Consider the following 19,034-nt stretch of genomic DNA (forward strand, 5'->3'; position numbering starts at 1 on the left):
CCCGATATCCGATTCCAGCCGCGAGCCGGGCGATCAGTCCTCGTTCCAGGAGGCGAGGGCGTGCGCGACGCAACCGTTGATGTGCTCGGTGAGGACGGCTTTGGCGCTCTTGATGTCGCGCTTGAGCGCGTAGTCCAGCAGCGCCTTGTGCTGGTTGATCGTCTCCGCGCCACGGTAGCGCAGCGCATAGCGGAAATACTTGTCGAACACGACCGCGTGGGTCTGCATCAGCTCGCGCGAACCGCAGCTCGAGATCAGCGCCTGGTGGAATTCGCCGTCGTAGCGTTTGCGCAGCTCGGGATCGTCGCCCTCCTTGAGGACCGTCCGTTCGGTCGCCGCCAGCTTGTGATGCGCCGACACCACGCGGCCTTCCCACTCCACGTCGCCGGCGCGGAACGACTCGGCCATCGCATGATGCTCCAGCAGGATGCGCAGACCGGCGAGCTCACGCAGGTTCTGGATGGAGATCGGCGCCACCTCGAAGCCGCGCTGGCCCTCGGCGACCACAAAACCCTCGGAGGTCAGACGATTGAGGATCTCGCGCAGTGTGCTGACGCTGAGGCCGTAATCTTCCTTCATGGCGTCGAGCTTGAGGCGTCCGGATGGCGTGAGCACTCCGAAAATGATGTCGGCCCGGATGCGCTGATAGCCACTGTCGCCCGCCGACAGGGGCCGTTCCTCGAGTGACGTCATGCCTTCTGATCCCACCTGTCGCGATCGGTCAGCCACTTCGGAGGCGGCCGAACCATCAGTGTTGCCAGCAATATAGCAGATTTCAAATGTCGGACGTACGGTAAATCATCATATGAAATAGATATCATCATTTGACATAGAAATATATGTGTGATGTCTAAATGGACTGAGGGTGCGAAAAATGATGGCTTAAGCCGCCGTTCGCGCCCGTTCGAACAGGGAGGAAAACGATGAGCTTGCTGGTACGGGCGCTGTCTGCGACGGCGATCTGCGTGGCGCTGACGGTCGGCGCATCCGCTCAGGACGTTCAGGAGCGCACGATCAGGTGGGGACACCTGAACAACACCGATCACCCCGTCAGCTTTGGCGTGCAGAAATTCGCCGAGATCCTGCTGGCGAAGAGCGGGGGCAAGATGAAGGTCCGCGAGTTCGCGGCCTCACAGCTCGGCAACGAGTTGCAGCAGCAATCCGCGCTGCGCGGCGGCACCCAGGAGATGCTCTCGGCCTCGACGACATCACTTGCCACCGTCGTTCCGGAATTCGGTCTGATCGATTTCCCGTTCCTGTTCAACACGACCGAGCAGGCCGATGCTCTCGCGACCGGAAAATTCGGCAAGGCGATGATGGATACGCTGCCGTCGAAGGGGCTTATTGGCCTCGGATATTGGGGCCTGGGCTTCCGCAACGTCACGAACAGCACCCGTCCGATCACCAAGCTCGAGGACTTCAGCGGCCTCAAGCTTCGTGTGATTCCGAATCCGGTCTATCTCGAAAGCTTCAGTGCCTTTAAGGCAAATCCGGTCCCGATGGCTTTCGGTGAGCTGTATTCGGCGCTCGAGACCCGCACCGTCGACGGCCAGGAGAATCCCTACACGGTCATTCTCTCGAACAAGTTCTATGAAGTGCAGAAGTACGTTTCCGCCACCAATCACACTTTCACCCTGAACATCATCCTGGTGAGTAAGATCTTCTGGGACAAGCTGTCGCCAACCGAGCAGGGCCTGATGCGCGAAGCCTATGAAGAAAGCCGCGGCTATCAGAAGGAGCAGACCCGCCTCCAGACCGACAAGGCTCTGGCGGAGCTGCAGGCCAAGGGCATGCAGTACAACGCGATCGCTCCTGAAGAAACGGAGCGCATGCGGAAGGCAGCGCAGCCGGTCGCGGACAAGACGTCGGCCAGCCTTCGTCCCGAGACGGTGAAGCTCTTCAACGAAGAGGTCGAGCGCATCCGCAAGGACGTGAAGTAGTCGACTTCTGCTGTCACGCAGGCGTCGGAGTCGGCCAGTGGTCGGCTCCGCCCCTCATTTGTCCGGACGTCACGCATGGCGCGAGTTCTCGACCTCTATTGCACGTTCCTGAAGGCCGTCATTGCCGCGTGCCTCGCAGTGATGGTGGTCCTGGTCTTCGGCAATGTCGTCCTGCGCTACGGCTTCAACTCCGGAATCACGATTTCCGAAGAGTTGTCGCGCTGGCTGCTGGTCTGGTTGACCTTCCTGGGCGCAATCGTCGCGCTTCGCGAGCACGCCCATCTTGGCGTCGACAGCCTCGTCCGGATGCTGCCGGCCTCTGGCAAGCGCATATGCTTCGTTATCAACTATTGCCTGATGCTGTTTGCCGACTGGCTGCTGCTGTCGGGAAGCTGGCGCCAGACCATTATCAACATTGACGATCGCGCGCCGGCGACCGGTCTCTCGATGGCCATCTTTTACGCGGTCGGCGTGATTTTCGGCGCGTCGGCCGCAGTCATCCTTCTCTACGACCTCGTCCGCGTGCTCACTGGACAGGCGCGCGAATCCGACATGGTGGCCGTCAAGGAATCGGAAGAGCACTGATGTCTCATCGAACCGTACCAGGCGGCGTCCACATCCAGCAGTCCACCGGGATCGCGTCATGACGATCGCCGTCTTCACCTTCTCGCTGCTGGGCGCCATGGCGCTGGGCATGCCGATCGCCTTTGCGTTGATCGTCTGCGGCGTGGCCCTGATGAGCACGATCGACATGTTCGACGCCCAGATCGTGGCGCAGAATGTTATCAACGGCGCCGACAGCTTTCCGCTGATGGCGATTCCCTTCTTCATGCTCGCGGGCGAGATCATGAACAAGGGAGGGCTGGCCAAGCGTATCGTGAATGTCGCGCTGGTCGCGGTCGGGCATTTCCGTGGCGGGCTCGGCTATGTCACGATCCTTGCCTCCTGCATCCTCGCGTCGCTGTCCGGCTCGGCGGCTGCCGATGCAGCGGCGCTCGCGTCCCTTCTGGTGCCCATGATGGTGGCGGCGGGGCACAAGAAGTCCTATGCAGCGGGCCTCGTGGCGGCGGGCGGCATCATTGCTCCCGTCATCCCGCCCAGCATCGGCTTCGTCATCTTCGGCGTCGCCGCGGGCGTCTCGATCTCGAAACTGTTTTTGGCTGGCATCGTGCCCGGACTGCTGCTCGGCGCAGGGCTCTGTCTGGCCTGGGCGTGGGTAGTGCGGAAAGAGAACCTGACGCCGCCGCCACGGGCCTCGTGGTCGGAGATCGTCAAGGCCGTCGTCGACGGCTTCTGGGCGTTGATGCTGCCGGTCATCATCGTGGTCGGCCTGCGCTTCGGCATCTTCACGCCGACGGAAGCCGCAGTGGTCGTCGCCGTCTATTCGCTGTTTGTCGCGACCTGCGTCTACCGCGAGCTGAAACTGTCGCAGCTCTACGCGATCTTCGTCTCCTCTGCCGTGACGACGAGCATCGTCATGTTCCTGGTCGCTGCGGCGCTGGTATCGTCCTGGCTCATCACCGTGTCCGAGATATCCGCGCAGGTCGTAACCCTGCTGAAGCCCTTCATGGGCAACAACACGCTGCTGATGCTCGCGATCATGGTTGTGGTTGTCATTGTGGGGACGGCGCTCGACATGACACCGACGATCCTCATTCTCACGCCGATCCTGATGCCGATCGTCAAGGCGGCGGGCATCGACCCCGTCTATTTCGGCGTGCTCTTCATCATCAACAATGCGATCGGCCTGATCACGCCACCGGTGGGCATCGTGCTCAATGTCGTCTGCGGCGTCTCCAGGATCAGCATGGAGGATATCATCAAGGGCGTCTGGCCCTTCATGATCGCGCAACTGATCGTCCTGTTCGCGATGGTGCTATTCCCGGGACTGGTGACGATCCCGGCCAAATGGTTTGCCGGCTAGACGCGTCGGCACAAAAGAAGGACAAACGAAAATGGCCGCAAGGATCATGATCCTCAACGGACCCAATCTCAATTTCCTCGGTATCCGCGAGCCTCACATCTACGGCTCGACGACGCTCGATGAGATCGAGGCGAGCTGCAAGGCGCTGGCCGATCAGCTCGGAGTCTCGATGTCGTTCCATCAAACGAACATGGAGGGCGAGCTCGTCAGCCTGATCCAGTCCGCCCATGGTAACGCGGCCGCCATCATCATGAATCCCGCGGCCTATTCATTCACCTCGATCGCGCTGATCGATGCGCTGAAGATTTTCGAGGGTGTGAAGATCGAGGTGCATATCTCGAACATCCACGCGCGGGACGAGCTGCACCGCCATTCGATCACGTCGAGTGCCTGCACGGCGGTCATTTGCGGTCTCGGTCCATATGGCTATCTCGCCGCGATGCTCGCGGTCGTCCAACGGTTGGGGCAATTGCCTCAGACCATCGCACCGGCTCTGCACGGGCTTGCGGCCGGCGGCAAGGCGTAAGCATGGAGGGCGCAATGCGCGGCACGGGATTTCTTGCCATCTGGAGCGACGTCGAGGCTCACGACCTGACCGACTACCGGCACTGGCTGACGCGTGAGCACACGACCGAGCGCGTGACGACGAAGGGCTTCCTGGCATCGCGTGTCTTCCGCGCGGCAAGGGACGACATCGACCGCTTCTTTATTCTGTATGAGCTGGAGACGCCGGAGGTCCTCGACGGCGAGGCCTATCTGACGCGCCTCAACGCACCGACGCCGTGGTCCCAGCGCATCATGCCGAAGCTCGGCAATTTCATGCGGGGCGGCGGTGCCATGATCGTGCGGGGAGGGCGGGGCGAGGGCGCCTCGGTCGTGGCGCTCCGGATAGAGATGTTGCCGAAAGATCTCCAGGGTCTGGCTCAGGCGCTCGTTGCGTGCGACGGGGTTGCCGCCGTGCAGATCGGCGCGACTGACGAGGCGCGGACGTCGGTGCGGACGACCGAAAAGGGCATGCGGAAGAACGAGGGCTTCTTCGCGGGGCTTTTGCTGATCGAGGCGCTCGACGTCGCCTCGTTGCAGGCTGCCTTGCAGCGGGCAAGCGAGCTTGCGCCCGACGTCATGGCCGGGGCGAGCGAGCCGGAAGTTTATCAAAGCATGTTTGCGCTCGACGCCCGCATCGCGGATTTCGGTTGACGACAACGTTCTCGCTCGCCGCGCTGACCTGCTCGAGCTTGCGCCGCCTGCTGCTCGACGCCAGATTGGTTTGAATTGCTGGCTGACGTGGCATCCCGATACCCGCGGAACGCGCCGCGTCGGGAGTGCACCGCTTCATCGCGGGGTCCGCAAAAGGCGGCGACGGCGGCTTCGTTTGAGCTCGCGTGATCGCCGCTCCGAACTAGGAACTCTTGCGCACCATCGAGGCTTGACTCAGCGGGCCAGCGTCGCCGCCGATTTGCTGGCCTGCACGGCCCCGCCTCCAAGCCCCCATACCCCCCAGGGTGGGGCCGTGTCTCTTCGCAGGAGATGCAATGCCTGAGCCGACCGATCACGACATCAGAGAACGCGCGCACCGGCTATGGGAGCGAGCCGGCAAGCCGGAAGGCCGCGAGGAAGAGTTCTGGCACGCGGCCGAGCAGGAGTTGCGCAACGAGGACAAGTCGAACCCAATGCGGACGCCGGATACGCTGTGACCGACAAGAGATGCCCATTCTGCCACGGTTTGGGATGGGTCTGCGAAAATCATCCGCTCCGCGCCTGGAGCGAGGAATTGGGCGGCTGCCGCTGCGGTGAGGGCATGCCCTGCACCTGCAACGTGACGGAAGATCCCGAAACAAGAGCAGTGATCGTCGATGCGGACACGACGTGGCACTAGCAAGACCTGGCATTGAAGGCGGAACAGAGCCTTCCAGCAGGAATTGAGGTTGTGAGCAGCACGGGCTGCGACGCAGGCCCGTGGCTACGGCGGGGTTTGCGGTGGACGAGCGGCAAAAGATAGAGCACCAGATCGAACTCGCAACGCGAGCGGCAGCCCTTGTCAAAGACGAAACCACCGTCCAGCGATTCAAGAACTTCGCCGAGGAGCTGAAGCAAAAGCTGCTTCGCATGATGCGGCGCGGCAAGGTACGAGCGCGCGCGTACGAACTCTGGGAGCAGGCCGGTCGCCCGGCCGATCGGGACGTGGAGTTTTGGCTCGTGGCCGAACGGCAGATCGAAGAAGAGCGCGATCAGCGGAGGCTCTCGGATCCCTCAGACAAACGATAGAAGTTCCGGTGGCCACATCGGCAGCACACAAGCTTCGGCCGCGCGTTCCGCGGACAGAGAAAAAGCCGCCGAGTTCTTCACCCTGGCGGCCTCAAAAGTTCGTAGCTGTTGGTCGCCTCTCCAGCCTGGTGCGTACCGCCGTTACCTTGTTTGCGGCCATGCAAGATCATTCTAGGCCGAGGCGCTCGATTCTGCTGTGACCTGAAGCACACATTGAAAGGGTGATATCGGGAAGCTTGCGAGGGCACCGACTTTGATGGGACTGCTCCGTCATGCTTTACGCGCCGGCTGCGACACCCAGGCGGCCGATGCCTGGAAGCTTCAGCGCGGGGCGGCGGATGTCGAGGCCGAGCACCGCGCCGAGGAAATTGATCTCGACCCCTTCGACCCAGCCGATGGTCATGCCGAGATAGCCCGACAGCGAGGCGTAGAGCCCGGTGCCGGACGCCGTGATGCCGGCCCAGCGTCCACTGTAGGGAAAGTCCTTGCCGATGGCGGTCGGCGGCAGCACCGCGCGCAGCTCGGGAACGGCGTCCAGCGCGGCCTGCACGAAGGTGTTGGAATTCGGTCCCGGCCAGGCACTGTAGTCGCCATAGGCGCGGAACTTGTAATTCTCGATGACGGAACGGATCTTGGGAATTAGCGCTTCGGCCCGCGCGCCGTCGACGGCGACGACGGTTTCCGGGAGGGCGCCGAACCAGCGGCCGTCGGGGGCAAAGCCGTTGCTGCGTATCGGGTCGCCCCAGGCCGTGTAGTCGTACCGGCTGTAGGTGGCGGCGCCCTTCTCCTTCACAACGATCCAGGTGTGAACCGCAAAAATACTCCGCCAGCGCACGGTGCGCGCGGCGAACACGCGGATCAGCGCGTCCGGATTGACGGATGCGGGCGGCAGCAGGCCGGCGCTGGAGCGATCCGCCGTCTGCCAATTGCCGCGGCCGTCGCCGCGCAAATAATAGCGGCCGGCCGACACGCCGATCGGCAGGAAGATCAGCAGCAGGAACAGAATCAAGGATTTCCTCAAAGGCCAACGGCGGTCAGGCGGGACGATGTCACCAATATAGTTCGCAAGGCACGCGGCGCCAGCGCTCTCCTGCTCTTGCATTCGGGTGGTGCGGCCATATGTTGCGTCCATGAGGAAGTTGTCGCTCGTCGAGGACCAGGCCATCCAGGCGCGAATCGCGTACATCGCGGGCGCCGAGATTTTCGATCGCCTCTTCGCCGGCATCCGGTTCGACGAAATCGACGGCAATCTGCTGTTTGCCATTGCCAGCGACGAAGACTGCGCAGCCGAGATCGAGGACGAGTTCTCGCACCAGCTCGCTGTGGTCGCAACGCATATCCTCGCGCAGAGCGTGGACGTGGTCGTGGTGCTGCCGAAGGTCCTGCAATAGCTGCCTGCCGGTTAGCCTTCTGCCCGTTCAGGCCGCTTGCCTTTACCCCCTGTCTCTGCTTTTCAACGCAATTGCAAAATTGTAATGACGTCATTGGGCGCTCAGGCCCGAGGTGCGTTATCGACGGAGCTCGACGGGAGGGCTCGTCCTCGCTCGCCTCTATTTGCGAAACAAAGTTGGATACACATTGGCGCCCACCAGGAAAGCCCGGGCCACGACCGGCGCGATAAAGACAAAAAGCAAGAGCTCGAAAAGCAAAGGCTCGATAAGCAACAGCGCGAAAAGCAAGAGTTCGAAGAGCACGAGTTCGAAAAGCACGGGCTCGACAAGCAAGCGCCCGGACAAGAGCGCCTCGCGTTCCGCGGTCGCCTCCTCATCGCCGCTCGGCATGCTGGCGCTGCATTTGCTCGATCACTGGGAGAAGTCCGGCCGCGACGGCCTCGTCTTCCTCTGCGATGACGAGAGCAGGGCAGAGCGGCTGGGCGGCGTAATCCACGCCCTCGATCCCTCGGTCGACGTGCTGGTGTTTCCGCGCCTGAACACGCTGCCCTTCGACGGCCTCGAGCCCTCCCGCGAGATCGCGGGCCGGCGCAGCTCGGTGCTGCGGCGTCTCGCCAAGGCAAAGAAACCCGTCTTCCTGGTGTCGACCGCGGAAGCGATCATGGAACGGCTGCCGCTGCCGGCGAGCTGGTCGCGGTCGAGCCTCACGCTGAAGGTGGGCGCACCCTATTCCGGGCCCGAGCTGGAGACGCGGCTGGAAGCTCTCGGCTACGATCTCGACGAAGAGGCGGAGTATCCGGGCGGCGTCCTGTTCCATGGCAAGACGTTCGAAGTGTTTCCCGCCGGCGCGCTCGCTCCCTTCCGGATCGAGCATTCCGGAGACACGATCCGCAAGATCGTCGCGGTCGATCCCATCGAGCACGAGGTCGTCTACGAGACCGCCGAATTGATCATCGATCCCATGTCCGAACGGATCGCGCTGGGAGCTACGCGCGGACAACGGGCGACGCTACCTGATTATTGCAGCCGCGCGCGATGGATCGCGGATGCCGGGGTATCGGCCCACGCCGAGAGCTGGCTGGGCACGATCGAGGACGCCGCCGGCCGCAGGGACGCGGAGCGCGAGTATCTGGGGCAGGCGGACTGGAAGCAGCTGAAGAAGCGCATCAGCGTGCTGCCGCGCAAGGCCGCCTTCATCTCGACGCCGGAGTTCTCGAAGCTGGCTTCGCCGCGCAAGGCGCTTCGCGCCTTTGTCGCCGATATGCAGCGCGGCGGATCGCGGCTGCTGTTCGTCGCCGCCGTCGAGGATGACCTTCGCGCGATGGAGCGCATGAGCGGGATCAAAGCGGAGCGCCTGGCCGATTGGAGCGAGGTGACGAAGGCACGGAGCCGCGAAGGCGCGCTGCTGGCCGATTTCGACGCGGGGTTCATTGGCGCCGGCCGCAAGCCGCTTGTCGTCGTGACCGCGTCCGACGTGCTCGGCAGCCGGGCCCATCATCCCCAGCCGATGGCGCGCGCCTGGAACCCGGCGTTCGATCATCCCGACGTGCCCGAAAAGGGCGCCGCCATTGTCCATCTCCAACGCGGGCTCGCCGTGCTCGACGGCTTGCAGACCCTGGACATGGGCAAGGGATCGCGACGCGAGATGATCAGGCTCAAATTCGCGGGCGACAATGCTGTGCTCGTACCGCCGTCCGATCTTGCCGTGATCTGGCCTTATGCCGGCGAGCCCGGCAAGCTGACGCTGGACAAGGCGGACGGCAGCAGCTGGTGGGCGCGGCGCACCGAGGCGGAAGCGGAAATCCAGGTCGCCGCCAAGGCGCTCGCCAAACACATCAGCCAGCGCCTCCGCCGTCGCGCACCCAAACTGGTGCCGCCGGGGCCGGCTTACGAAAAATTCGTCGCACGGTTCCCCTATTTCACAACAGTGGACCAGGGCCAAGCGATTCAAGACGTCCTCGACGATCTTGCGGCGGGCCATCCCATGGACAGGGTGATCTGCGGTGACGTCGGCTTCGGCAAGACCGAGGTCGCGCTGCGGGCGGCGGCCGCCGTGGCGCTGTCGGGCAAGCAGGTGGCGATCGCGGCGCCGACCACAGTGCTGGCGCGGCAGCATGTCGAAACCTTCCGCAAACGGTTCGGCCCTCTCGGCATCGAGGTGGGAAGCCTCTCGCGGGCCAGTTCAGGCCCGGAGACGCGAGAGACCAAGGAGGGGCTGCGGCGCGGCACGTTGAAAGTCGTGGTCGGCACGCAGGCGCTTGCGGCAAAGGACGTGAAGTTCGCCGATCTTGGCCTCGTCATCATCGACGAAGAGCAGCATTTCGGGGCGGCGGAGAAGGCGAAGCTTTCAGGGCTCGCCAAGGGGGCTCATTCGCTGTGGATGAGCGCCACGCCGATTCCGCGCACGCTCGCGGCGGGACTTGCCGGCTTCAGGGATCTTAGCGTGATTGCCTCGCCGCCGGTTCATCGCCTTCCCATCGTGACCAGGATCGCGCCGCTGTCGGACGCTGCCATTGCCGCCGCGCTGCTCCGCGAGCGCAGGCGGCATGGTCAGAGCTTCCTGATCTGCCCGCGCATCCAGGATCTGGAGCCGATGCTGGCCCGTGTGCAATCGGTGGCGCCGGAGCTGCGCATCGTCTGTCTTCACGGCAGACTGCCCGTGGACGAGATCGACGACCGCATGATGAGTTTCGTCGATGGCGAGGCGGATGTGCTGCTGGCGACCAATATCGTGGAAAGCGGTCTCGATATTCCACGCGCGAACACCATCGTGGTGTGCTGGCCCGAAAAGTTCGGGCTTGCACAGCTGCATCAGCTCAGGGGACGGGTGGGACGCGGCGGCACGCGCGCGTTTGCTCATTTGCTGACGGAATCGACCTCGGAGCAGTCCGAGAAACGTCTGGCGGTGCTGGAGGAGTTCAGCAAGCCGGGTGCCGGCTTTGCGATCAGCGAGCGCGACCTCGACCTCAGGGGCGCCGGCGATCTGTTTTCGGAACAGCAGTCCGGCCACGTCCAGGTGTTCGGACCCGTGCTCTACAGTCATCTGCTGAAGCGGGCGTCCGAGCGAGGCAGCGATACCGGCGCCGATCTGTGGGTCCCCGATCTCAATATGCCGTTGGCCGACATGCTGCCTGAAGGCTACGTGCAATCGGAAGCGGTCCGGCTCGAGATCTATGGCCGCGCTGCCAGGTGCCGAAGCGACGACGATCTGGAAGACCTGGAGGAGGAGATCTCGCGTCGTTTCGGCAGGCTGCCGCCGGAGGCCCGCGACTTCTTCGCATCCGCCAGGCTCCGGATCGATTGCAAGCGGCGCGGCATCGTCAGGCTCGATGTCGGTCCCGAGGCCGTCGCGGCGACGTTCCTGCCGGGGCGGCTGCCGAAATCGAGGGCGAAGTCGGATGGCCGATTACTGCAGCGCGACGGCGACCGCGTCGTCTACGCCGGTCGCCGTGATCAGGACCCGTTCAGGCGCGTCGAGGAATTCCTCGAACTCCTCGACGCCTGAGGATTATTCCGTCTGCTCGACCGCCGCCGGCATCTTGGCCACCGACATCAGCGAGCGGGCCACCTGGTTGAGGAGCTGATCGGCGTTCTCCTCCTCCGCGAGCGATTTCGACAGCAGGGCGACGATCGCACTGTGGCGCAGCTGCTGGGCGAGGTTGCGCGCAGTAGTGTAGCCTGCGATCTCGTAATGCTCGACGCGTTGCGCTGCGCCGATCAGGGCGAGGTCGGCCGCCGCGTCCTCCTTGTCCTCGCCCTCGGCCATGACTTCCTGGCCCTCCTCGACCAAGCCCATCATGCCCTTGCAGGGCTTGGCGCGGGCGGATTTACCGAGCATTTCGAAGCATTCGTTGATGCGCTCGACCTGCGCTTCGGTCTCGGCGAGGTGCTGCTCGAACAGCTCGCGCAACTGGTCGAAGCGGGCGGCCTCCGCCATCTTGGGAAGCGCCTTGGTCAATTGCTTCTCGGCATGCAGGATATCGCGCAGCTCGTTGATGAGCAGATCGCCCAGACCGGCTTCGTCAGCGGGTGGCGAACTCTCGGTGACGATGGCCGAGGCCGGACCCGGTTCGCCCGCCTGAATCGCCGGCGACTCCGTGAAGACCCAGTCGCCGCCCTCGTTCCACGGTCCGCGCGTGTCGATCTCGCCATGATCACCGGCGCCGGTAGAATCGTTGAAGAACTGATCCACGAGGCCGGGCGTCGGGGCGATGCGGCCGATGCTGAACGCCGGCTTGCCCATGCTCTCGAGCGCGAGCGCGAACGCCTTCATGTGCGTGATCTCGCGGGTCATCAGGAACTGCAGCGCGTCCTTGCTGCCGGCGTCGTCGCAGAAATTGATCAGCCGCTCGTAGACGATCTTGGCCCGCGCCTCTGCGGCGATGTTGCTGCGCAGATCGACGTCGAGCTCGCCGGTGATCTTCAGGTAGTCGGCGGTCCAGGCATTGCCCTGGGAGTTGAAGAGATTGACCCCGCCGCCGCCGGCGATGGCGATGAGGGGATCGGCTTCGGCAGCCTGGCGGTCGAATTTCGACGGCTTGAGATGCATCCGCGCCAGCGTGCCGACCACTTCCAGATGGCTGAGCTCTTCGGTGCCGATGTCCATCAGCAGGTCCTTGCGATCGGGATCCTCGCAGTTCAATCCCTGGATAGAGTACTGCATCGCGGCAGCGAGCTCGCCATTGGCGCCGCCGAACTGCTCCAGCAGCATGTTGCCGAAGCGGGGATCCGGCTCGTCGACACGCACGGTGAACATCAGCTTCTTGACATGGTGATACATGGAAGGACTCTCGGATTGGAAGGACAGGAAAGAAGATGTCTTCCGAACGGGCGGCTTCAGCGTTCGTTCCTCGCGAAACGACCTGCGCCGATGATGTCAGGCGCAGGTCGTTCGAAGTCGATCGGCAGGATTTCGGGCGGGTTCGTTCAGCGTTGATCCGGACGCTTGGCAGGCGGCCCGCTCTTGTTGCCCGGTGCGCCCTGAATATGCGCCGGATCCTGCGATTGCACGGCGGTGTTGCCAGTGGAGCTCGTCGAGCTCGATCCGACGGTCTCACCAGGCTTGGCGGTCGGCCCGTTCTTGTTGCCGGGCTGTCCGGCAATGCCGGCTCCCGAATTCTGTGCGCTCGGCGCGGACGAAACGTCAGGCTTGCTGGCCTGCGCCCAGGCTGCTGCAGGCAGCGCGAGAGCGGCGAGGATAACGGCACCTGTGAACTTCATCTCGGTGTTCTCCGACTGATGCCCCATCTACTCGAACGCCGGTGACCTGCGGGCGTTCCCTGTCTCATCAAGTCGAAAACGTCTTCTCGCACTATCATGGCGAACTATCCCGGCAGCGGCGCCTCCACGACGTCCAGCAGCGCGCCGAGGCCTTGGCGCAGGCGCCGCGTGGCGATGCTCTCGGTCGCGAGGCCGAATACCACGAGGGATCGCCCGGTCACCGCATAAACATGCCCGAATTCGAATGCGGGCATCTGCCCCTCCGGTTGATTGGTGTCGATCAATCCGATCCAGCTGCGTCCCTCGGCGACCGCGGGCAAGGTGAAATTGACGACGTCGTGATGAGCATTGTAGATCAGCAGCATGGTTGCGTCCGAACCGCGGCGCTTGATCCCGGTCTCCTGGGCGCGGCCGTCGAGCAGCAAAGCGAAACATTTGGCGTTGCCGTCCTGCCACTGCTCCGTCGTCATTTCCTCTCCGGACGGCGCGAGCCACGTCACGTCCTTGACGTCCAGCTCTTCGTTGTGGGAGCCGACCAGGAAGCGGCTGCGGTAGAGAATCGGAAAGGCCTTGCGCGTCGCGATCAGCTTGCGGGTGAATTCGCGAAGGCTGCGACCGTTCGCGGTGATGCCCATCCAGTCGAGCCATGTGGTCTCGTTGTCCTGGGCGTACGCGTTGTTGTTGCCGTGCTGGGTGTGTCCGAATTCGTCGCCGGCTAGCAGCATGGGCGTGCCGTGGGACAACAGCATGGTTGCCAGCAGATTGCGCTTCTGGCGCTCGCGCAGCGCAATGATCTCCGGATCGTCCGTCGGTCCCTCGGCGCCGCAGTTCCAGGAGTGATTGTTGCTGTGGCCGTCGCGATTGTCCTCGCCATTGGCCTCGTTGTGCTTGTCGTTGAACGAAACGAGGTCGTTGAGATTGAATCCGTCATGGGCGGTGACGAAGTTGACGCTGGCCCATGGCCGACGGCCGCGCTTGTTGAAGAGATCGCCGGATCCAGACACGCGCTTGGCGAAGTCCGCGATCGAACCCCCGTCGCCTTTCCAGAAAGCGCGCACGGTGTCCCTGAATTTGTCGTTCCACTCCGCCCATCCCGGCGGAAACTGACCGACCTGATAGCCGCCCGGACCGATGTCCCAAGGCTCGGCGATCAGCTTGACGCTGGAGAGCACGGGGTCCTGGCGGCACGCATCGAGAAAGCCGCCGCCTTCGTCAAACCCGTAGGGCTCCCGTGCCAGGATGGTGGCGAGGTCGAAACGGAAGCCGTCGACTCGCATCTCGGTCGCCCAGTAGCGCAGGGAATCCGCGACCAGTTGCAGCACGCGCGGGTGCGACAGGTTCACCGTATTCCCGGTACCGGTGTCGTTGATGTAATAGCGCCGCTGGTCCGGCAGCAGGCGGTAATAGCTGGCGTTGTCGATGCCCTTGAATGACAGCGTCGGACCGAGTTCGTTTCCCTCCGCGGTGTGATTGTAGACGACGTCGAGGATGACCTCGATGCCATGGGCGTGGAACTGGTTGACCATGGTCTTGAATTCGTTCGCGAACGGCGTCTTGAGGTAACGCGGCTCCGGCGCGAAGAAGGCAAGGGAGTTGTAGCCCCAGTAATTGCGCAGGCCTTTCTCGACCAGGTAGCTGTCGTCGACGAAGGCATGGATCGGCAACAATTCCGCACTGGTGATGCCAAGCGATCGCAGATAGGCCGGGACTTCCGAATGCGCGAGACCGGAGAACGTCCCGCGGTCCGCGTCTGGCACCAGCGGATGCAGCTGGGTAAAGCCCTTGACGTGCATCTCGTAGACGATCGTCCGCTCCCACGGCACTTCCGGCTTGCGCGCGGCGCCCCAGGTGAAGGCCGGGTCGATGACGCGGCATTTCTGCATCAAAGGGGCGCTGTCGCGTTCGTCATAGGAGAGATCCTTGTCGGCATGGTCGAGCTGGTAGCCGAACAGCTCCGGTCCCCAGCGCAACCGGCCGACCAGCTGCTTGGCGTAGGGATCGAGCACGAGCTTGTTGGGATTGAAGCGGTGTCCCGCGTCGGGTTCGTAGGGGCCATGGACGCGGTAGCCGTAGACGGTGCCGGGTCGGGCCGCGGGCAAATAGCCGTGCCAGACTTCGTCGGTATATTCCGGGAGTTCGATCCGCTCCAGTTCGGTCTCGCCGTCGTCGTCAAACAGGCAAAGCTCGACCTTGGTGGCATGGGCCGAAAATAGCGCGAAATTGACGCCGAGCCCATCCCAGGTGGCGCCGAGCGGAAACGGCTTGCCCTCGCTGATGCGGGAGCGGCGCAGGCTCGAGGCCGCCCGCGTCAGGGCGTCGTCTGAATGTACTGTTTGATCCATCGTTCCCCGTACAGCCCTTCAACAATTTGGTGCACTTGCTCTCACTTGCGCGTCGCCCGTTCGCCGACCGTCGCAGAAGTAATCACGGCGACAGGAGGCACATCGTCTGGCTTGGGCAGCGTGGTTGCCCTTTGCAGCGCCGCCTCCTTGCTGATCGCCGCAATCGAGTTGCCGATCCGCTCCACGATGCTGGTCAGCTCCGCATCGGATAGCCCGAGACGCTTTCTGACGAGGCGCACCTGAGTAGGGTCGGCCAAGTCAAGTTTGTTGCGGATCGGCTGCGGCTTCGAGCGGCGCATGTCGAAAACTCCTGTGTAGAGTTGCAACCACCCCTCAGGCGATTCCGTTCCTTGCTCGTCTGCAGTTACCCGTCTAGATCGAGGATTTGTAGATGGCTGCGTACGACTTGGCCGACTGGGTCCAACTGAAGGCCTGCGCCATGGCCGCGCGGCGCATGTGATCGAGGCGGTCCTTCATGCCGAAGGTGGAAAAGGCCCGGCAAAGGCTTCCAAGGAAGCCGGGCGCCGACGCGCGGTCAAACAGGAAGCCGGTCTCGCCGTCCACGATCGTCTCGGCGAGCCCGCCGGTGCGATGGCCGATCGGCAGCGAGCCGAAGCGCTGGGCGTACATCTGGCTCAGCCCGCAGGGTTCGAAGCGCGACGGCATCAGGGTAAAGTCGCTGCCGGCGAATATCTTTCGTGCCTCGGCGTCGTCGAAGCCAATCTTCACGCCGATGGAGCGCGGCGCGCGCACCTGCGCCTGCAGCAGCGCCTCCTCGAATTGCGGTTCGCCCTTGCCTGTCACGACAATCTGGCCGCCGGCGTCGATGATCGCTTGCGTACTCTCGATGACGAGGTCGACGCCCTTCTGGTGCACCAGACGCGCCACGAGCGCGAACAGGGGACCTCTCGAGACCGCCAGCCCGAACTGTTCCCTGACATCGTCGGCGTTCAATGATCGTTCGGCCCAGTCACCGGCGCCGAACGGCTGGAATAGCGAGGAGCAGGTGCGCGGATCCCAGCTCTCGTCGATTCCGTTTAAAATGCCCGAAAGCTGGTTGCGATCGGCCCGTTGCCGCAACAGCCCTTCGAGACCGCAGCCGAACTCGGCCGTGGTGATCTCGCGGGCATAGGTCTGACTGACGGTCGTCAGGTGGGAAGCGTAGACCAGGCCGGCCTTGATGAAGGACAGGCGATTGTAGAATTCCACGCCGTCGATATTGAAGCTCGCCTCGGGAATCCCCAGCGGCGCGAGCGAGCTGCGGTCGAAGACGCCTTGATAGGCCAGATTGTGGATCGTGAACACAGTTGGAATGTGCGCGTAGTGCCATTCCAGATAGCCGGGGATCAGTGCACATTGCCAGTCATTGGCATGGACGAGATCGGCGGCCCAATCCTTGTCGACCAATCCTCTCGCGACCTGCGCTGCGGCATAAGAGAAGGTTGCGAACCGGACATTGTTGTCGCCCCAATCAGCTCCGCGGCCATCGGCATAGGGCGTGCCGTCTCGTTCGTACAACGCCGGGCACCGGACGACGTAATAGGTCATGCCGTCGGCGGTATGCCCAAGATCGATGGCAAAGGCCGGAAGGGCCGCGAAAGGTTGGCATCGCCCGACGGTCTTAAGGTCTTGTAATCCGCGCAGGACGGCCGGGTAGCCGGGGATGATGACGCGGACGTCGGCAAAGTCGCGCAAGGCGCGCGGGAGAGCCGCCGAGACGGCGGCAAGTCCACCCACTTGAATGAAGTCTGATACTTCGGGCGTCGCGAAAAGGATCCGCATGCGTCACGCCGCCCGGCCCGAGGGACACCACTGGCCTCTGCCAACCATCTCTAGAATTCCAATTGCGCTTCCCCAACGGAGCGCAATTCCTGAATTCCGCGCCGCAACAAACGTTCCTAACTTTCGCCACCGAACAGACGTTTTTCGTCCTCGGTTCAAAAGTGCACACAGAGCGTGTGCGCGGGGTGCGGCGCTCGCCTGAGGAACGAATGCCTGCATCTCGGCTTCTCACGTCCTGAGCATGCTTAAGCGATCGTAAAATCGAGCCTCGCGAAGCGAGTCGTAACTCCAGCCATGCACGCAAAGGCGGCCAGTTTTGAGTCACAGATTGGGAATGGCAGGGCAAGCGCGACACCACGGTCCTCGATGCCTCCAGCAAGGGGTCTGTTTCAATCTCTGGGCACCGACGGCGCAATCGGTCGAATTGCTCGAAGCCGGCCGGCCACTCCGGATGATGCGCGACCACGATGGCTGGTATCAGTCGTTGAGTCCCACCGCGCATGTCGGCACGCGCTATCAGTTCAGGATCAACGAAGATCTCGTCGTTCCCGATCCCGCCTCGTTCTTCCAGCCGGACGACGTCGGGGCGCCGAGCGAGGTGGTCGACACCGCGGCGTTCCGGGATTCGGTGCTCTATCCCGGCCGCCCCTGGGCGGAGGCCGTGATCTACGAGCTGCATGTCGGCACCTTCAGCGAGGAAGGCACCTATGCCGGTATCGAGAAGAAGCTGCCCTATCTGCGCGATCTCGGCATCACCGCGATCGAGCTGATGCCGCTCAATGACGTCCCCGGCCGGCACAATTGGGGCTATGACGGCGTGCTGCTGAACGCGCCGAATGCACGCTACGGCAGGCCGGAAGACCTCAAGCGGCTGTTACGCGCGGCGCATGCCCTCGACATCATGGTCTATCTCGACGTCGTCTATAACCATTTCGGGCCGCAGCTGAACTATCTGCACCTCTATGCAGAAAGCTTCTTCACCCCGCGCCATAGCACCGGCTGGGGGCCTGCGGTCAACCTCGAGGGACACGACGGCGCGTTCGTGCGCGAGTTCCTGATCGAGAACGCGCTGATGTGGCTGCGCGACTACGGGTTCGACGGCTTGCGGCTCGACGCCGTTCACGCGCTGAAGGACGATTCCGACCGCCATTTCCTGATCGAGCTTGCCGAGACGGTTCGCAGTCAGCTGCCGGGCCGGCGCGTGCATCTGATGCTGGAGAACGAGGCCAATCAGGCCCGCCTGCTCGACCGCGCGCAAGGGCGAACCCGGCTCTATGACGCGCAATGGGGCGATGATTTTCACAACGCGCTCCACGTCCTGTTGACGGGCGAGGACGAAGGCTATTATCGCGCCTTCGCAGACAGGCCGCTTGAACATCTCGCGCGAGCGCTCACCGAGGGCTTTGCCTACCAGGGCGAAGTCTTTCCGCTGCATGACGAACCGCGCGGCGAGCCGAGCGCGCATCTGCCGCCTGAGGCCACCATCTTCTTCGCCCAGAACCACGACCAGATCGGCAACCGCGCGCTCGGGGAGCGGCTTTCCGCGCTGGTCGGTCCGGAGAAGCTGGATCAGGCCATGGCACTGGTTCTCTTGAACCCGCATATTCCGATGTTGTTCATGGGTGAGGAAGCCGCGGCCGAGACGCCATTCCTGTTCTTCGCAGACTGGTCCGGCGAAGCTGCCGAGCTGACGCGGGAAGGGCGGCGCAAGGAGTTCGCGCACTTCAAGGCATTCTCGACGCCCGACATGCGCGCCAGAATTCCGGATCCGTGCGATGAAAAAACCTTCGAGGCATCGAAGCTCGATTGGACGGACATCGATCGCTCTCCCGCCAGCGCCAGGTTTCGCGGTCTGACGACCCAATTGCTGAAGATACGGCGCGAGAAGATCGTGCCGCTGATCAAACGGGGTTTCGTGTCGGCTCATTGCAAGTTGCTGGGGGAGGACCAGCGCAAGGGCGGCCTGGATGCCCGTTGGCGGACGGAGGAGGGGGACATCTTGCAGATTGTTGCCAATTTCGCCGACCGCGAACTGCCCATGCCGGCGCTGGTCGCGGGCGAGAGCCTGTGGCGATTGGGCGCGGCCGACGCGCCAGCCCTGTTGCCGAACGACATCATCGTGCGGCTTGGCCAGGAAGCGTGATGGAACGGCGAGGAACGCTTCCGAAAG

General features: G+C 63.4%; 18 protein-coding genes. 10 read left to right on the plus strand and 8 right to left on the minus strand.

All coding sequences use genetic code 11. The features are described 5' to 3' along the window. Positions 1–33: 33 nt before the first annotated feature. Complete coding sequence (locus tag N551_RS0132350) at positions 34–693, minus strand: GntR family transcriptional regulator (protein WP_027570441.1); 660 nt, start codon at positions 691–693, stop codon at positions 34–36. Between the two features lie 230 nt (positions 694–923). Between N551_RS0132350 and N551_RS0132355 the strand changes: the two genes are divergently transcribed. The 7 genes from N551_RS0132355 to N551_RS0132385 all read left to right on the plus strand — a co-directional run bounded on the left by N551_RS0132355 (position 924) and on the right by N551_RS0132385 (position 6,129). Next, complete coding sequence (locus N551_RS0132355) at positions 924–1,940, plus strand: TRAP transporter substrate-binding protein (protein ID WP_027570442.1); 1,017 nt, start codon at positions 924–926, stop codon at positions 1,938–1,940. A gap of 75 nt (positions 1,941–2,015) precedes the next feature. After that, positions 2,016–2,525 carry a TRAP transporter small permease gene (locus tag N551_RS0132360; RefSeq protein WP_027570443.1) on the plus strand — a complete coding sequence of 170 codons (510 nt, stop codon included), beginning with the start codon at positions 2,016–2,018 and terminating at the stop codon, positions 2,523–2,525. A 58-nt stretch (positions 2,526–2,583) separates the two neighbouring features. Then, on the plus strand, positions 2,584–3,864 hold the full coding sequence (locus tag N551_RS0132365) for a TRAP transporter large permease (protein WP_027570444.1): 1,281 nt from the start codon (positions 2,584–2,586) through the stop codon (positions 3,862–3,864). Between the two features lie 31 nt (positions 3,865–3,895). Further along, positions 3,896–4,390 (plus strand): type II 3-dehydroquinate dehydratase, encoded by a 495-nt coding sequence (locus tag N551_RS0132370; protein WP_027570445.1) that lies wholly within the window; start codon positions 3,896–3,898, stop codon positions 4,388–4,390. Between the two features lie 14 nt (positions 4,391–4,404). Next, complete coding sequence (locus tag N551_RS0132375; protein ID WP_027570446.1) at positions 4,405–5,061, plus strand: hypothetical protein; 657 nt, start codon at positions 4,405–4,407, stop codon at positions 5,059–5,061. 335 nt (positions 5,062–5,396) lie between these two features. Then, complete coding sequence (locus N551_RS37585; RefSeq protein ID WP_081747976.1) at positions 5,397–5,558, plus strand: DUF2934 domain-containing protein; 162 nt, start codon at positions 5,397–5,399, stop codon at positions 5,556–5,558. Positions 5,559–5,841: 283 nt separating this feature from the next. Beyond that, entirely contained in the window at positions 5,842–6,129 is a 288-nt protein-coding gene (locus N551_RS0132385; protein ID WP_035963479.1) for a DUF2934 domain-containing protein, read from the plus strand. Between the two features lie 277 nt (positions 6,130–6,406). Here N551_RS0132385 and N551_RS0132390 read toward each other — a convergent pair whose 3' ends face one another. Next, entirely contained in the window at positions 6,407–7,138 is a 732-nt protein-coding gene (locus tag N551_RS0132390) for a DUF3750 domain-containing protein (RefSeq protein ID WP_027570448.1), read from the minus strand. A gap of 121 nt (positions 7,139–7,259) precedes the next feature. Between N551_RS0132390 and N551_RS0132395 the strand changes: the two genes are divergently transcribed. After that, on the plus strand, positions 7,260–7,520 hold the full coding sequence (locus tag N551_RS0132395) for a hypothetical protein (protein ID WP_007595982.1): 261 nt from the start codon (positions 7,260–7,262) through the stop codon (positions 7,518–7,520). A 159-nt stretch (positions 7,521–7,679) separates the two neighbouring features. On the opposite strand, the gene N551_RS0132400 is transcribed toward N551_RS0132395, so the two are convergent. Continuing rightward, the gene (locus N551_RS0132400; RefSeq protein WP_027570449.1) at positions 7,680–7,910 is read right to left on the minus strand and encodes a hypothetical protein; all 231 of its coding nucleotides are present in this window, start codon (positions 7,908–7,910) and stop codon (positions 7,680–7,682) included. Between N551_RS0132400 and N551_RS0132405 the strand changes: the two genes are divergently transcribed. Continuing rightward, the gene (locus tag N551_RS0132405; protein WP_027570450.1) at positions 7,909–11,025 is read left to right on the plus strand and encodes a DEAD/DEAH box helicase; all 3,117 of its coding nucleotides are present in this window, start codon (positions 7,909–7,911) and stop codon (positions 11,023–11,025) included. The two genes, N551_RS0132400 and N551_RS0132405, sit on opposite strands and share 2 nt — an antisense overlap. Before the next feature lie 3 nt (positions 11,026–11,028). Here N551_RS0132405 and N551_RS0132410 read toward each other — a convergent pair whose 3' ends face one another. The 5 genes from N551_RS0132410 to glgA all read right to left on the minus strand — a co-directional run bounded on the left by N551_RS0132410 (position 11,029) and on the right by glgA (position 16,864). Continuing rightward, positions 11,029–12,300: a DUF892 family protein gene (locus N551_RS0132410; protein ID WP_027570451.1), complete on the minus strand. Its 1,272-nt coding sequence runs from the start codon at positions 12,298–12,300 to the stop codon at positions 11,029–11,031. Positions 12,301–12,446: 146 nt separating this feature from the next. Beyond that, positions 12,447–12,740, minus strand: coding sequence for a hypothetical protein (locus N551_RS0132415; protein WP_027570452.1), 294 nt, complete (start codon positions 12,738–12,740; stop codon positions 12,447–12,449). A 104-nt stretch (positions 12,741–12,844) separates the two neighbouring features. Continuing rightward, the gene (gene glgX / locus N551_RS0132420) at positions 12,845–15,082 is read right to left on the minus strand and encodes a glycogen debranching protein GlgX (protein ID WP_027570453.1); all 2,238 of its coding nucleotides are present in this window, start codon (positions 15,080–15,082) and stop codon (positions 12,845–12,847) included. A 41-nt stretch (positions 15,083–15,123) separates the two neighbouring features. Next, positions 15,124–15,381 carry a DUF3606 domain-containing protein gene (locus N551_RS0132425; RefSeq protein ID WP_027570454.1) on the minus strand — a complete coding sequence of 86 codons (258 nt, stop codon included), beginning with the start codon at positions 15,379–15,381 and terminating at the stop codon, positions 15,124–15,126. Between the two features lie 73 nt (positions 15,382–15,454). Then, positions 15,455–16,864, minus strand: a complete 1,410-nt coding sequence (gene glgA, locus N551_RS0132430; protein WP_027570455.1) for a glycogen synthase GlgA — start codon at positions 16,862–16,864, stop codon at positions 15,455–15,457. Positions 16,865–17,198: 334 nt separating this feature from the next. On the opposite strand from glgA, the gene treZ reads away from it, so the two are divergent. Then, entirely contained in the window at positions 17,199–19,007 is a 1,809-nt protein-coding gene (gene treZ / locus N551_RS0132435) for a malto-oligosyltrehalose trehalohydrolase (protein WP_027570456.1), read from the plus strand. Positions 19,008–19,034: the final 27 nt, after the last annotated feature.

The organism is Bradyrhizobium sp. URHA0013, from assembly GCF_000518345.1.
In the GTDB taxonomy this organism is placed as follows: domain Bacteria; phylum Pseudomonadota; class Alphaproteobacteria; order Rhizobiales; family Xanthobacteraceae; genus Bradyrhizobium.